Origin of the sequence: Prevotella pectinovora (genome assembly GCF_000834015.1) — a bacterium.
In the GTDB taxonomy this organism is placed as follows: Bacteria; Bacteroidota; Bacteroidia; order Bacteroidales; family Bacteroidaceae; genus Prevotella; species Prevotella pectinovora.
This window is the reverse complement of record NZ_JXQI01000039.1, coordinates 46,785-61,826: the sequence shown is the minus strand read 5'-3', so window position 1 is coordinate 61,826 and position 15,042 is coordinate 46,785. Positions and strand designations below refer to the sequence as shown.

The window sequence follows — 15,042 nt, the reverse complement described above, 5'->3', positions numbered from 1 at the left end:
CTGCTGGCTTTTTTGTTATACCGGCAAACATGTTCTTGTTCACCATATTATTCGTTTGTCTGAATCATCATTACAGGTTTCTCCTATGGATGTTGTGGACAAACGAATTTGTTATTTCCGCGTTATCTCACAAACTTCTTTCCGTTCTGTATCGTGATACCCTTATAGCTCTTGCCCACTCTCTGACCAGCCAGGTTGTATGCCTTGCCATCAGCGTTTACAGTGGTCTTGTTGCCAGTAGTGATGTCTACGATACCATCAGCCTCTGTATAGAAGAAGCGGGTGACAGGCTGTTCCAATGAATTGACGCAGTCGTCGTTGAGATATGGCCAGTCTTCTGTTTCTGCATAGTCGCCGAAGGTGTATCTGTCGCTGAAATAGCTCATTGCCTTCTTCTTCATGTCAGGATTGTAGAAGAAGTTGAAGTCGAGCACATTGCAGGTATTCTCTCCCTCGAAGGTGAGCGCCATGAGAAGATTCTTGTCGCCGCTATAGTTGAGAGGCTGGTCGAAGGTGAGTTCCAGTTCTCCGTTTCCTCCGGCATAGTTGTATAGCTCTCCTTCATATTCATATCCAGCGATTGCCACTGTGGCATCCTCATATTCATAGAATTTGTATCTGCCTGCCTTGTCGTCATAGTCGAATGCATCGCTGTCGATTTCCTTCACCCATACCTTCACTGTACGAGGACAAGCGTCGTAAGCACTTTCGTTGTGGAAGACGAAGTTTACCTTCGTGATAGCCTTGCCAGCCATCTTTGCGAGCTGCTCCTTGGTGTAGATGATTTCAGATCCGGTATACTGGTGAGTGAAGTTCGTTGGAGCTGCCGCCCATGAGAATCCGTGTCCCTCATATACATCCTCCTCCGTTCCGTCTTTGAGCATCTTGTTGTATTTGCCGAGAGTCACGCTGTTTTCCGGCTCTGGAGTCTTCGTCAGCGAGATGTTCTTGGTAGTAGTCTCACCTGGAGTGAAGGTGATGTTGTCTTCTGTATAATCCTCACATTCTCCGTCGGTCACCGTGAGTGTGTATGTCTTCTCGCTCTTCACCACCTTTATGCTATAAGAACCGTCGGCGGTTGTCGTGGCGCTGTAGGTAACATACTTGTTGTCCTTTGCCGCAATTCTCACCACAGCTCCCTCCACAGGTTCGTCGTTGCATGTCACCTTGCCCTGCATGGTAGCCGGATTGTCTATCTTTATCATCGTGATGTCCTGCGTCTTCGGTTCGCCCGGTGCGAACGTCACGTCTGCGATGGTCTTGTCTTCGTAGCCTTCAGCCTTGGCGGTGAGGGTGTAGGTTTCCTCGCTCTTCACCACTGTCATGGTGTAGTTGCCGCTCTCGTCAGAGGTAGTAGAGTATTTGTTGTCGCCGCTTGTCAACGTGATGACAGCACCGGCAACAGGAGCGTTGTCGTCGTTAGACTTCACCTTGCCCGAGAGTTCTGAAGGCACGTCTTTCTTCGTCATCTCGATATTGAGAGATTTCTTCTCGCCTGAAGTGAATTTCACCGGTTCTGCTGCCGAATAGTCGTCGTAGCCTTCTGCTGTTGCCGTGAGGGTATATTCCTTGTCGATGTCCTCAGCCGGGATGTTTATGGTGTAAGCGCCCTCAGCGTCTGATGTAGCCTCAAGAGAGGTCTCGCCGCTGGTCAGAACCACCTTGGCACCGGCAATTGCACTCTCGCCACACTTCACGCTGCCGCTCAGCTCGGCAGGTTTCACCACCGGCTTGCTTGCCTCCTGATATGTGAAACGGGTGAGAGGCTGGCTCAGCTTCGTGGCATGAGAGATTGTGGAACCTCCGCCGTTGGCATAAGGCCAGTCTTCCGATTCGTTGAAATCAGCAAAGGTTGTATTGTCGCTGCATGTCGACATCGCCAGATTCGGAGCATCGGTATTGAAATAGAACTCGATGTCGGTAGAGCTATCCGTCACGTCTTCGCCATCAAAGGTTATGGTCACGAGCAAGTTCTTCTCACCGCTGTAGGCAAACGGTGTGTTGAAGTTGATGGCAAGATCACCGTTCTCATTGTAGGCGTCAACGAAATCCGTGTCGAAAGTGAAGTCCGTAGCCGCCTTGGTGGCATCAGAATATTCAAAGTAGCAATAGCTCTTCTTCGCCTCGTTATATACGAAGGCATTGTCGTCGATTTCCTTCACCCATACGTTGATTGTCCTTGGGTATGCCTGGAAAGCGGCAAGGTTGTAATACTTGAAGCTGATGCCCTTGATTTCCTTTCCCTTCATGCTTGCGAGCTGCTCTTTGGTATATATGATCTGCGCACCGGTGTGTTTCACCTGAAGCTGTGTCGGTGCAACCATCCACCAGCTGCCCTGGTATGTCTGGTTCTCATCCCAGTCGTATGCCGTAAGGTCGTCATAATTTCCCAGCGCCAACGTCTGGTCGTCAGCCTTTGCCCAGTTCACTCCCACTGCGAGGAGCAAGAGCGTGAGTATATAATTTATCTTTTTCATGTCATCGCCTTTTTAAAAATTGTCATGAGTGTTGTTTATCGAATCAGAAACGTAGTTCGCTATTGAGTAGGGAATCCTGTCTCTGACAATAAGAGAGGAGAACAGACGTCTTATCTGACTACCACTTTTCTGCCGTTGCAGATATACAGTCCGTTAGTAGGTCTGCTCACGCGCTGTCCGGCGAGGTTATACCACACGTCGTCCTTCACCTTTTCTGCAGCATCTGTCTTTACCTTGTCAATGCCGTCGGTCTCCGGATTGTAGATTTCAGATGTCCTTGCCGTGAGGTCCACCTTCACGAGGTCTGTGAACGGACTTACGACAAAGGTGTAAGGCATTGATCCGTTTGGTGTGGAGAAATCGTCTGCCGAAGCATACAGGTCGTAGTATACCACCTTTGAGTTGGTGTATTTTGCCAATGATGTGATGCGGCAAGATGTCACGGAGTCGTTGGTAACTTCGTTTACAGAGCCTACTGCCTCGTTACCGCCAACCATCACATTCACCACGTCGCCGGCCTTCAAGTTCTGCTTCACCTGAATGCGGTCGAAATAGTCAGGTTTGCCATCCATCGCGGTGTTGTTTATCACGGTAAAGAAGAGGTCCTTTATACCGTTGTCGAAATCGAATGTCACTTCGGCTATTCCTGTTGCTCCGCCTTCCACTACGGCCTTCTGTGTCTTTATCTCCCTGCCGTTCTTGCCGTGGCTCTCCACACGGATTTCATCGCCGTCGGAGCAGTATGCGTCAATGATGACTTTGTATTTACCGTCGTCAGCGCGCAGGTCGAGATAAGGTGAGTAAATCAGTCCTGCCACCATGCTCGGAATGAAGTTAGGGAATGCGTAGGCTCCCCATCCATACGAGAGTGCATATCCGTATGCCGAGAGGTCTACGAATTCCTCCTCGCCTCCCAATGGCTCATTGAGGCTTCCGCGTGTTATGCCGGAGAAATCTTCGTCGGCAATTGTCACCTCGCCATCGGCAGTCACCGGCTTACGGTCGTATACGAACACCGCATATCCGTCGGCATCCTTCACGGCGCCCCAGTTGGCAGTGAAAGCAGTAGATGTGATATCTGTCGCCAACTTGGTTTCCGGCTTCTGTAGCGTAATCTGGGCAGAAGCGGCGATTGCCGCCGCAGCCATGAATAATGTTGTGTAAAGTTTCTTCATAATCAGTCCTTTCCTTTATTTAGTGATTTATGTTTGTATGCGTTTTACTTCAGCAGTACCTTCTTCTGGAGCCGCTTTCCTCCTATTATATATATGCCTGCTTTCAGGCTGCCGTTCTTGATGTCGCCAATGCGTCCTGCCTTCTTTCCCGTGATGTCGTATACGGTATCGTCGCCGGTAGTATCTTCTGCCATGGCTATATCCTGTATAGCATCCGTTTCCTTTTCCTTTGTCATGAAGGTGAACGAGATATTACCGTCGTCGTCTTTCTCAATATTGTATACCGGTTTGCCCATCAGCTTCGAACCGTCGGCAAGTGCATTATACAGTTCCGCCGCCGGCTTGCTCGTGTCTGTCAGACTGTCCACCACCCCTCTTGGAGCATCCATCGGATAGGTATAGAAATAGGTGTCGTTCTGTATGCTTCTCACCCTGCTGAAGGGTGCCATGCGCGGGTGGTCGTTGGTGAAATATCTGTCGTAGCCCTCGGCTGGGGTGAATTCTCCTTTTGAGTTTACGATATTGTTGTCGAAGAGATCCTTGTCGTAGTCCACATGGATGATGAGGAGTCCGTTCTCCGGTGTATACTTGTCCCATCCCATGCCCTTGTGGTTCTCCAGGAGATAATATTCGTCTTTGTGGTTGTCGTTGTAGATTACGTATGCCTTGCCGTCGGCCTCCTCCAGACTCGTCATGCCTTTTATAATGTCGCCGGCTTTGAGTTCTGTCAGTTCGAGCCAACCGGCATAGGCGCGCTCATAACTGGTCCATCCTGCCGGACACCATCCGATGCCCTGCGGTCCGTTATAGCTTCCGCCAGCCAGCAGATCCCAATCGCCCATGGTCGGTGTTGACCCATAGTTGGTGTCATACATGTCGGGCAGTCCCATGCAGTGTGAGAACTCATGGCAGAACACTCCGAGTCCCATCGGCACTGTGCCCGAATCGAGGTATAGCTCATTGCTGCATGCATACTGGTTGATAAACACTCCGTCGATGGAGAATCCGCCGTTGCCGTCGCTGTTCTGCAGAGCCTCATCCAGAGTCCAGGCGTTGGGCCATATCGTTCCCGTAGGTCCCCCCGTGGCCTGTCCGTATCCGGCATAGAGCACGAACACCTGTTCCACCTCGCCATCGTCGTCCCAGTCGTATTTCTTCCAGTCGATGTCGCATTTCTCGTCGGCTTTCTTAATCGCCTCGGTGATGAACTCGCCGATGTGGTCGGTGCCTCCCATGATGGGCGACGGACCACCATAATATGTAGCCGACTTGCTGACTTTCACCGGACCTACGATGTCGAACGTCAAATCAAACTCTCCGCGGCTCATGTCCTTGAAATAATCATGCACGCTGCCTGCCGCTCCATTCTGCGAATAGCCTTCCTGATTGAGCACTTCGTCATAGAATTTCACTATGGCATCGTCGCCTTTCGAAAAAGACTTGTCTGAAAATGCCGCAAGGATAACGAGTGCCTTCTTGCTGCCTTTGAACACACTTATGTCGTCTTTGCTCGGCAAGCGGTCCGGTCTGACACACCGCTTGGCGGCGCTTCTCTTTTTTGCCGCCATCTGGCGGGCTATGGGAGCAAGGTCGTGGATGGTATTCATCACCTGAAGCTCCTTTGCCGACCGTGCCGCTGACTCATGTGCGAGCACACCAGAGTTATGGAGCTTGCCGTTTTCTATGGTCAGATAGCAGTATCTGTTGTCGGCGGCTTCATAGAGGGGCACGTTGTCTTCGGTGATATAGTAGTGCAGGTGTTCATCGCCAGCCTGGCTCACCTTGATTGTGGTGCCGTCGCTCTGCGAAACTACCTTCCAGCTTTTCTTTGCAGGAATAGCGAATGTCATTGCCGCACATAAGGATAGTACGGCTGAAATAAGGATTCTTTTCATATAGATATATGTTGTTTTCTTTTATATATATTGTAAGTCGAAGGTTCGCCAATAGACTGTTATTGGCATTGCGGAAATAACCTTTTAACGATTACATATATAACAGTTTTTCTGCATATTCAACATGCAGACTATCATTACGTCTGCATATCCCAACTTTTAATGCACATTTATCACTAATTAACTGCAAATTTATAACGTTTTATAATACATACAAAATCTATTGGCAGTTTTTTTTCATTCAAAGACAAAAATACCGAAAAATAGGGATAGAAGTTCCAAAAGTATTGCCTTTCTACCCCATTTGTTTCAGATTCTTGAATTTGGAATGCAACGGCAGACAACGGCAATGTTGTCTCTACTAAGGTTGCGATGTAGGGATTGGAAAGATAAGAAGACAAGCAGAGGAGTAAAAAATAGACAATGCCCGTTGGCAGAATTAATTTAACCCAAATCGGTCATTAGGGCTTGCCTGGATTTTGTCTTTTTAGAAGGATGGATTTTGTTTGGCTTTTAATGAGTAATAGCAAGCTATTGCGAATTAAAAACAAGCAAAAGACGCCTTATAAAAAACAAAAGGCTGCAAGCAGTTATAAAATACTACCATTGAACGGCCTAATGACCGTTTTGGGTTTAAGTTGGTCGACATAAGTAAAAGTTGCCCATATCGCTGATTCTTAGTAAAAACGAGAATTTCCAAAAAACTGTCAGACTGTCTGGTTTTTCTACATAACACTCTGACAAACAGATAGTTGACTACCTGGCAACTGTCAGTCAATTGTCTGGATGGTTTGCTGATGAAAGGATTTGTCAGATGTGAGGAATTGCATACGTTGGCAGAATCCTGTAAAACAGGAATATGGGTATTACAACATTAACTTATTGGGAACTTGTCTGACAGCAGTTCTGCCCAACTGGGGCAAGCAGCGTGCCCAAGTGGGGCAAGCACGTTGCCCAACATGGGCAAGCACGTTGCCCCAATTGGGCAGAATTTATGCAAAGCGGTTGCCCCAAAAAGTTGATGTTGCTATATCCATATTCTTGTCATCCGAATACCATTCGTCTGATTTTCTGTCGCCTGACAATTTTTATCTCGTATTCAAACCATCCAGACAATTGGCTGACAGTTGCCAGGTAGTCAACTATCTGTTTATCAGAATATTACCACGAAAAACCAGATGGTCTGACAGTTTTTTGAAAATTCTTGATTTTACTAAAAATCAGCGTTATGGGCAAGGTTTTGCCCCATTTGTTTCAGAATATAGAATCTGGAATTATGTCACTGTCAAAGTCAGGATGAGGCAAATGTCTTGGCACATCGCCTTAAGACGGGGTTCATTTACCCATGTCATAAGTCACCTTACTCTCGTCCCACTTGTCTTTCGGCTGCTGGTCGCCCTTGGGATAACCTATAACGATGGTGCAGAAAGGAACAAGATTGGAAGGAAGACGGAGGAGCTGGCTCATCGCCTTGCAGCGCTCTTCCGACGGATAGGTGCCGGTCCAGACAGCACCCAGTCCCATGGCATGTGCCTGCAGCAGGATATTCTCCGTCACGGCAGAGAGGTCTTGTGGCCAGAAGCCGCGTAGCCCGTCTTCGCCTTCTTCATATTTGCTCATGTCACCGCACGGCACGATGGCGAGCGGTGCGTCTTTCGCCATAGAGGCATTGGGACACAGCCCGGCAATCTGCTGCAGCAAACTGCGGTCTCTCACCACCACGAGATGCCACGGCTGACGGTTCATTGCCGTTGGGGCAGCCATTCCGGCATGAAGCAGCGTGTCTATCTGTGAGTCGGAGATGCTGGTGTCGAGATATTCCCTCACCGACGACCGCGTCATGATGTTCTGATATACTTCGGCGGAGATGCCGCCGGTCTTCTCTACTGCTTTCTCTTCCGACACCGTGGCAAGACGCACACTGACACAAAGGAGAGCGGCGGCAAGCACTACGTTGAGGAAGAATGATGATTTCATTTTCATATCTGTTTTTGTTGACAAGTGGATTATTCTCCTTTCTGCGCCAATTTCAGCAATGTACCCATCGGACACACGAAACGACAATACGGACGCTGCACGAACAGCGACAGCACTACAAAGACACCGGCAATGATAATTACCGGCAGGGAAGCCTGATCCATGATGAAGGCAGAGAAGGGTTCGTAGTCGGTCCAGCCTCCCCATGCGCCACTCCACAAGAGCAACATGAGGACTGCCCACAGCAGTTGTCTGAACGTGTCGAGGAAGCGCAACGTGGCAGCGCCAATCTTCAATTTATGAGGGATTAGCTGACCGGCAACCTGTTGCAGCGAACCGAACGGACAGACATGGGCGCAATAGTAGCTCTTCTTGCCGAAAAGAGGATATACGAACGCCGTGACGATCATCACCACCGGAACGAGAGTCAGCCATAGGTTCATGCCATTGGCAAGGAATCCCATCAGCGAGGCATACGACAGGAAGCTGCCACACCAGAAACCGAGGACCACAACATTGAGTACCATCTGAACAAGCTGGTAACGGCGGTTCTTGACAAAGAGCGGCAGGATAGCGGCGAGGAGCACCACGATGAGAGCAGCCACATTCTTCAGCGACAACACATCAGCAAGGGCTGGACCACGGTCTGCCTCCTGCTTCTTAGCCACAAGCTGCAGTCCGCGCTGCATATTCGCTATTATGGCTTGCGACGAATAGGTGGCTCCCGAAACGGCATCCACCTTCATCGCCAGGGCTTCACCTATGGTCTTACCCTTCCACTTATCAAATAATGTGGCGGCATTGGCAAAGAAAGAGGGTGTCTCCTGATTGTCGAGAGCTCTGATGTTCTCCACCACACCGTCGCGGACGGTGATTTCAAGGGGCACGGTGCCGGCAAAGCCCTGGATGTCTTTGCCAAGGGATGCGGTGTTTACCACCATACTTCCATCGTCGTTCGTGACGACGGGTCCTGCCGACAGACTGTCGGCAACTTCTGTCTTTTCACCGCCAAGCTGATTGCCCCAAATCTTGTTGCTGCGCAACACAGCTACCGAAAGGAGAATCATCAGACAAGTGACAAGACTCAGAATCTGTTTTATCTTATTCATATTTTATTAAGTTGACGAGTTGACGAGAAATCGAGTTGACAAAGGAAGTTGTCTTACAAGAAAGTCTGGACGAGACCCATCTATCCACATTGGTCTATCTATGACAGATAAACGTTTGCCAACTTATTATATTGTGACACGAGACATAAAAAAACGACGAAGAATCGGATTTTATATACCTTAAACCCATAATTCGCAATAGCCGCTATTGCTCTTTAAAAAGACAAACAAAATCCACTCTTCTACAAAACAAAATTCTGGCAAGTCCTAATGACCATTGTGGGGTAAATCACAATCAGCGATTTGGGTCAAAGCATTTTTTTTCATAATTTTGCAACTATTCCCCACCCCACTCCGTCTAACTGCTGAAACAAGACAAAATATCAACGAAACAAAAAACATAACGGATATGAAAAGAATTATAGCAACACTGATTATCGGCATGACATTGTCGGCTGCCCTCCCTACGATGGCAAGACACGGCAACAGGACATCGGCAACGAGCTCCGTAGTAAGACACAAGAATGCTGACGCCGGCGCAAAGAAAGATTCCGCTACAGCAATTGTGGCATTCAGCGACACTACCGACACGGACGACCAGGATGCAGCTCCCGATTCCGTGATGAATTACACAAAGATACACTCGAACATGTCGGATGTGGCGAAACAGATGTTCAAAGAAGCGATGATACCTATAACGATAGTGTTCATCGTATGCTTCCTCGCTCCGGTGGCAATAATAGGCCTCGTCATCTATCTCATAGTGAAATCGCGCAACCAGAAACTGAAACTCGCGGAGATGGCGATAAAAAGCGGACAGCCGATACCCGACTTCGCGGCAAAGAACCAAGCTTCACGCAACGACTACCTGTGGTCGAAGGGCATAAAGAACATCTTCCTCGGCATCGGACTCACCGTGATGTACTTCATCCTCAACATCAATTTGGCGTGTGGCATCGGATTGCTCATCGCCATATACGGAGTGGGGCAGGCGATAATAGCCAAGACAACCGGCGGAGGAAACATCAATGGAAACTTCTCCCAGCAAAACTTCAACGACCAGAGACAGAACGCACCTTATGCCGACAATGGCTATAACAATCCACAAAACGGATACAACCGGCAAAACAACGACAACCGGCAAGGATATGACAACGGCACTACTCAGAATGCCAACGACGAGAACATAGGATAAAGATACAACAACCCAAAGGAAAGGACTCTGACATCATGCCTGAATTGATGAATGACATAAAGCTCGTCACCCAGGTGGCGGTATTTGGCAACAAGCGGGCTTTCGACTCGCTGTTGCGCAAATACCAGTCGCAAGTGCGCCGCTTCCTGCTCAGCCTCACGCTGGGCGACCGGCAGCTCGCCGACGACCTGGCACAGGAGACGTTCATCAAGGCGTATGCCAACATAGGGAAGTTCAGAGGACTGTCATCATTCTCCACATGGCTGATGAGAATAGCCTACAACACCCATTACGACTATCGCCGCAGCCACCACCAGACGGAGGACATGGACACACCCTCTGTTGCGGCTCGCCATGCCGACAATGACGACTGCACTTTGGGGATGGACATACTGAAGGCTCTCGCCACACTGAAACCTGACGAACGCACATGCATAACGCTACAGCTCATCGACGGACAGCCGATTGACAAGATTGCCGCCATAACCGGCATACCGCAGGGCACAGTGAAATCCCACCTGCACAGAGGCAAGGAGAAACTCACCACATACTTAAAAGACAATGGATATGAAAGAAGATAAAGACGAATTGCTGAAACGCTTTTTCTCAACGGCAAACCAGACGGTGATTGCCGACGAGGGATTCTCTGACAGGGTGATGGAAGCCATCGAACCTGCGGCTGACAAGAGGCTGAGGAGAATCTCCAGGATATGGACGGCGGTATGCTGGACAGCGGGCATCGTCATCCTGATATACATCGACCTGATATCAAACATCCACGAGTCTGCCACACACGTCTTTTGGAACTGCATAAGATGGATGACAGACATCATGCAGCAGTTTGATCCTGAACATATCAACCCATTGGTTTTCACACTGCCACTTGTTGCCACAATGGTCGTAGCAATATGGTGTCTGGCAGAGAACAAGAAACTGTCTGAGATTTAAGGTCTAATCGGTCATTAGGCAGTTTTATGTGTTTTTATGACTGCCTGGGGTTAACCCAGATCTTTAATTTCAACATTAGCAGATATCAAAAAAACAACTGATATAAAAGGATTCATATCCTGAAATAAAAATAACATTCAAGACGATGAAGAAGATAATTATCACCGCAACGGTCATGTGTCTTTCTATATGTCTGTGGGCACAGGGAAACAAGGGAATAACCGCAAGCAGACTTGCCGAGGGCGACCTGCTCTTCTGTGTGGCTGAAAGCGGCAACAACATAACTGACGTAACTACGGGACTTGACGGCAGACAGATCGACCATGTGGCGATTTATCATAATGCCGGAGGAAAGGGATTTGCCCTTGAAGCCATACACAAGGGAGTGTGTCTCACTCCTATCGACAGCTTCATGGCGAGACGTCATGTGGTGGTGGGACAACTGAAAGACACAGTCGGCGTGGCTCGCTCGGTGGAGAGGGCAATACAGTTTATCGGTACACCATACGACTTCAATTTCATGCCGTCGGACAGTGCGATGTATTGCAGCGAACTGGTGCAGAAATGCTACAGGAGCAGGGATGGCGAACTGGTGTTCAAACCGATTCCGATGTCGTTTCATGACAAGACGGGCACAATAACCGCCTATTGGAGGGATTATTATGCCCGTCAGGGATTGAAGGTGCCAGAAGGCGAACCGGGAAGCAATCCCGGAGACTTGTCGAGAAGCGACAAGATCGTCATTCTGGGCGAACTTCGGAAATAGGGTCGTTATACTACAGATTGACGTTCACCGCTACGCCGGCCATCACCCATGCACCTGGCTGGGGAATAGATCCGAAGTCGTAGTATTTCTTGGCAAACACGTTGTTTGCCTCTACATAAGCCTTATACCATTTGTCATTCCATGCCAGACGCACGTCGGTGACGGCATACGGCTGGTAGTGCTTCACTACGGCATTGCCTGAAGCATCGGTGGCGGTGAACTTGCCGTCGCGCTTCTGGAAACGGTATTTCACCGTCAGGTCGAGGTTGCGCCAAAGGTTGAGGTCGAGGTTTGCGATGAACTTATGACGCAGATACTCCAGTGTGGAACGGCTCTGGATATTGGCAGGCTCGTCCTTGTCTTGTGAGAGGTAGGTGTACTGCAGCGTGAGGTTCTTCACCACATGCTGCGCCGGGATGAGACGCAGGAAGTTGAGACCGACTTGTGCCTCGGTGCCTATGGTGTTTACCTTGGTGAAGTTCACTGACTTCCACACTGCCTCGTCGCCTTCGCTGCTGTCCCAGATCCAGTCTATCATGTTCTTGCAGCGGTTGTGGAACACGCTTGCGCTTGCCGTGATGCCGGCGCTGAGATATTTCACTCCGCCCTCAAAGGCTTGCAGTTCCTCCGGTTTCAAATGTTTGTCTGCCTTGTGGCCGCCTACGGAATAATATAGCTCCGTTGCCGCCGGCATGCGCAGCGACGTGTTGTATGAAGCATAGAACTTCACGTGGTCGCCGATGCGATAGCTGGCGTCAACGCCTGGATAGAGGCGCATGTTCATGTTGCTCCATGAGTTTTTCACTGCCACCAGTCCAGCCGAGAGGGTAAACCTTTCGAGCAGGATGTTGTGCTCCAGGGCGAAACTGATGTTCGTACGGTTCAGACCGTTGGTATAGTCGCGGTCGGTCTTGTGCACATGCTTGGGCTTGTCGAGCGGTTCGCCGAGCGTGGTACTCACGAGGTCTTCGTTGCGCAGCTCTGCCGAGATGGCGGTGCGGCCGAATGCCCAGTCGAAATATGAGTTGAGATTCACACCATAGACGTCGGTGCGGTGATAATTGTAGGGAACTCCGTATGACAGTCCCTCTGGTTTTTTGCCGTCGTGACCGCGGAACCATTCAAAGCGGTCCATGTTTCTGTTCCAATATATAGAAGGTTTGAGGTGGAACTTGCCTCGCTTCGTCTCCGCCTGCACGGCGGTATACGTCTTGAAGGTATGCTCAAACTGATTGTCGGAGCCAGTGCCATAGAAGGTGTTAGAACCAAAATCGCGGGAACTCAGTCCTGCATGCCAGTCCACCTTGATGTCGCTGTCCTCATAGCCGCCCTGATAGAAAGCCTTTCCGCCATAGAAATCGCCGTTGAGCTTTCCAGCCTTGCTGCGGCTGTAGCCGTCGGAACGGGTGTAGCTTCCTGAAACGCGGTTGGTCCACTTGCCCGACGAGAGGTTGAGAGAGGCTCCGCCACTGAGGTAGCCGTAGCTTCCGCCGTCGATGTGGGCGGAAACGTTGCTCGTCTTCTCTTTCTTCGTCACGATGTTGATGGCTCCGAGCAGCGACGAGGTGCCGAACACTCTTCCGGCAGGTCCCTCGAGCACTTCAATGCGCTCTATGTCTGCCACATCCACCGGGAAATCGAAGGCGTTGTGTCCCGTCTGCGGGTCGCAGATGTTTATGCCATTGAGGAGGACTGTGATTTGCTCGTAGTTTCCGCCGCGGATACTGATGTCGGTCTGCGCTCCAATCGGACCGCGCTGCCTCACATCCACGCTGGCGATGTATTTCAGCAAATCGTTAACACTTTGCACTGGCGCACATTGAATTTCCTTGCTGTCCAGTACAGTTACCATTCTCGCCGCCTGACTTCTGGTCAGCGGCGCACGTGAGCCCGTTACGCTCACTTCGTTCAGCATCACATCGCTCTGGGTGGAAAGGGTGTCAGGACGAAGCTCCTTGGTGCTCACTCCCTCTGCCTTGGCATGAGAGACTGTAGCAACGCTCAGAGTGCCGATGAGCACCACCTTGCCCAGGCATGCAAAAAGTGCGTAGCCCTTGTGGGAGAAGCGTTTGAACTTCATTGGCTCGCACGATGCCATTGGTCTGTTGTACATAAAAATATAAAGTAAATTATTAAAAAACGGTTGCAAAGATACTAATTCGCCGCTACAACTCCTTGCTTTTTAAAAATAATAATGTAAATTTGCACACGATTTTTATCAATTCTATTAATTATGGACGATTATCACGCGGAAAATAAAGACTTGTAGGCGCAGGGACGGCAACGGCTCTCTCAGCAGAGACTCCTGCGCTTGATTGTTTACCAAGTGGAGGATTTATCGATGAGAACATACTGGAACTATACCGAAGGCCTGAAGGCCATCAAAGAATGGGAGCCAAACTGCTGGATACAAGTAACATGTCCAAGCGAGGAAGATCAGCAGATGCTGATCGACCGTTTCAACATTCCCGACTATTTCATATCAGACATCAGCGATACCGACGAGCGTGCCCGCTATGAGTACGACGACGGATGGATGCTTATCATCCTGCGTATTCCATACGTAAAGGAGATACGTTCGCGCACGCCATACACCACAGTGCCGTTGGGTATCATACACAAGCGCGATGTCACTATAACCGTGTGCTTCTACGAAACGAACATGATGATAGACTTCGTGAGCTATCAGCAGAAGAGAAGCGAGGGATTCACCGACTATGTTGACATGATTTTCCGTCTCTTTCTGTCATCGGCGGTGTGGTATCTGAAACGACTGAAGCAGATAAACAGCCTTATTGAGAAAGCCAAGAGAAACCTCGACAGAGAGGTGAACAACGAGTCGCTGATCGGACTGTCGAGACTGCAGGACTCGCTGACATACTTCCAGACATCAATCCGCGGAAACGAGAACCTGCTCGCCAAACTGAAGTTCAAACTGCAGGTGGACGAGCTGGACGCCGACCTCATCGAGGACGTGAACATCGAGATGAGCCAGGCGCGGGAAACGACGAGCATATATTCCGACATTCTGGAATCAACGATGGACACATATTCGAGCATCATCAACAACAACATGAACACCGTGATGCGTACGCTCACCTCGGTCAGCATCATCCTGATGTTCCCGACGCTCATCGCCAGTTTGCTGGGTATGAACCTCATAAACGGAATGGAAAACAACAAATACGGATTCCTCATAGCCCTCGTCGCATCTGTCATGATATCAGGAGTTTCATGGTGGATATTCCGCCATAAACGTCTTATTTAACAACGAAATATTAAAAATCATTACATAAATTAGGAAGTTACAATCTTTTTAAGTAAGTTTGCAATTCATTTTAGAGCGGTAATTGCATATCAACGGCTATAACAATTAGTATTATAATACCTTATTATATATTATAAGAGCCGAAGCATGGACTAAGGAAAAAGGCTACATGAAGCACTTTCCTGCCGCAAGTGTATTTATATGGAACCCCAATCACAAATTTAAAACGTGA

At 49.3% G+C, this 15,042-nt stretch carries 11 protein-coding genes; 5 read left to right on the top strand and 6 right to left on the bottom strand.

What is annotated here, in order from left to right:
* Window positions 1-122 precede the first annotated feature (122 nt).
* From ST42_RS05220 to ST42_RS05200, 5 genes are all read right to left on the bottom strand, one after another.
* Window positions 123-2,477, bottom strand: coding sequence for a carboxypeptidase-like regulatory domain-containing protein (locus ST42_RS05220; RefSeq protein ID WP_044072671.1), 2,355 nt, complete (start codon window positions 2,475-2,477; stop codon window positions 123-125).
* A gap of 110 nt (window positions 2,478-2,587) precedes the next feature.
* Window positions 2,588-3,652, bottom strand: coding sequence for a hypothetical protein (locus ST42_RS05215; RefSeq protein WP_042519355.1), 1,065 nt, complete (start codon window positions 3,650-3,652; stop codon window positions 2,588-2,590).
* Between the two features lie 44 nt (window positions 3,653-3,696).
* Entirely contained in the window at window positions 3,697-5,547 is a 1,851-nt protein-coding gene (locus ST42_RS05210) for a M6 family metalloprotease domain-containing protein (RefSeq protein ID WP_082028585.1), read from the bottom strand.
* Between the two features lie 1,335 nt (window positions 5,548-6,882).
* Entirely contained in the window at window positions 6,883-7,524 is a 642-nt protein-coding gene (locus tag ST42_RS05205; protein WP_052488248.1) for a nitroreductase family protein, read from the bottom strand.
* A 29-nt stretch (window positions 7,525-7,553) separates the two neighbouring features.
* Window positions 7,554-8,633: an FMN-binding protein gene (locus ST42_RS05200; RefSeq protein WP_044072669.1), complete on the bottom strand. Its 1,080-nt coding sequence runs from the start codon at window positions 8,631-8,633 to the stop codon at window positions 7,554-7,556.
* A 409-nt stretch (window positions 8,634-9,042) separates the two neighbouring features.
* Between ST42_RS05200 and ST42_RS13130 the strand changes: the two genes are divergently transcribed.
* The 4 genes from ST42_RS13130 to ST42_RS05180 all read left to right on the top strand — a co-directional run bounded on the left by ST42_RS13130 (window position 9,043) and on the right by ST42_RS05180 (window position 11,542).
* The gene (locus tag ST42_RS13130; RefSeq protein WP_052488240.1) at window positions 9,043-9,828 is read left to right on the top strand and encodes a DUF6249 domain-containing protein; all 786 of its coding nucleotides are present in this window, start codon (window positions 9,043-9,045) and stop codon (window positions 9,826-9,828) included.
* A 47-nt stretch (window positions 9,829-9,875) separates the two neighbouring features.
* Window positions 9,876-10,409 (top strand): RNA polymerase sigma factor, encoded by a 534-nt coding sequence (locus tag ST42_RS05190; protein ID WP_374119371.1) that lies wholly within the window; start codon window positions 9,876-9,878, stop codon window positions 10,407-10,409.
* On the top strand, window positions 10,396-10,776 hold the full coding sequence (locus ST42_RS05185; RefSeq protein ID WP_197068911.1) for a DUF5056 domain-containing protein: 381 nt from the start codon (window positions 10,396-10,398) through the stop codon (window positions 10,774-10,776). Before ST42_RS05190 ends, ST42_RS05185 begins: the two co-directional genes overlap by 14 nt.
* A gap of 145 nt (window positions 10,777-10,921) precedes the next feature.
* Window positions 10,922-11,542 carry a YiiX/YebB-like N1pC/P60 family cysteine hydrolase gene (locus tag ST42_RS05180; RefSeq protein ID WP_044072664.1) on the top strand — a complete coding sequence of 207 codons (621 nt, stop codon included), beginning with the start codon at window positions 10,922-10,924 and terminating at the stop codon, window positions 11,540-11,542.
* Window positions 11,543-11,552: 10 nt separating this feature from the next.
* On the opposite strand, the gene ST42_RS05175 is transcribed toward ST42_RS05180, so the two are convergent.
* Window positions 11,553-13,655, bottom strand: a complete 2,103-nt coding sequence (locus tag ST42_RS05175; RefSeq protein ID WP_044072661.1) for a TonB-dependent receptor plug domain-containing protein — start codon at window positions 13,653-13,655, stop codon at window positions 11,553-11,555.
* A gap of 228 nt (window positions 13,656-13,883) precedes the next feature.
* Here ST42_RS05175 and ST42_RS05170 point away from each other — a divergent pair, with 228 nt between their 5' ends.
* Window positions 13,884-14,810: a magnesium transporter CorA family protein gene (locus ST42_RS05170; protein ID WP_022317594.1), complete on the top strand. Its 927-nt coding sequence runs from the start codon at window positions 13,884-13,886 to the stop codon at window positions 14,808-14,810.
* The last annotated feature ends 232 nt before the right edge of the window (window positions 14,811-15,042 follow it).

Excerpts from the sequence above, each read along its gene's own strand:
- ST42_RS05220 (WP_044072671.1), bottom strand. The coding sequence starts at position 2,477 with ATGAAAAAGATAAATTATATACTCACGCTCTTGCTCCTCGCAGTGGGA.
- ST42_RS05215 (WP_042519355.1), bottom strand. The coding sequence starts at position 3,652 with ATGAAGAAACTTTACACAACATTATTCATGGCTGCGGCGGCAATCGCC.
- ST42_RS05210 (WP_082028585.1), bottom strand. The coding sequence starts at position 5,547 with ATGAAAAGAATCCTTATTTCAGCCGTACTATCCTTATGTGCGGCAATG.
- ST42_RS05205 (WP_052488248.1), bottom strand. The coding sequence starts at position 7,524 with ATGAAATCATCATTCTTCCTCAACGTAGTGCTTGCCGCCGCTCTCCTT.
- ST42_RS05200 (WP_044072669.1), bottom strand. The coding sequence starts at position 8,633 with ATGAATAAGATAAAACAGATTCTGAGTCTTGTCACTTGTCTGATGATT.
- ST42_RS13130 (WP_052488240.1), top strand. The coding sequence starts at position 9,043 with ATGAAAAGAATTATAGCAACACTGATTATCGGCATGACATTGTCGGCT.
- ST42_RS05190 (WP_374119371.1), top strand. The coding sequence starts at position 9,876 with ATGAATGACATAAAGCTCGTCACCCAGGTGGCGGTATTTGGCAACAAG.
- ST42_RS05185 (WP_197068911.1), top strand. The coding sequence starts at position 10,396 with ATGAAAGAAGATAAAGACGAATTGCTGAAACGCTTTTTCTCAACGGCA.
- ST42_RS05180 (WP_044072664.1), top strand. The coding sequence starts at position 10,922 with ATGAAGAAGATAATTATCACCGCAACGGTCATGTGTCTTTCTATATGT.
- ST42_RS05175 (WP_044072661.1), bottom strand. The coding sequence starts at position 13,655 with ATGTACAACAGACCAATGGCATCGTGCGAGCCAATGAAGTTCAAACGC.
- ST42_RS05170 (WP_022317594.1), top strand. The coding sequence starts at position 13,884 with ATGAGAACATACTGGAACTATACCGAAGGCCTGAAGGCCATCAAAGAA.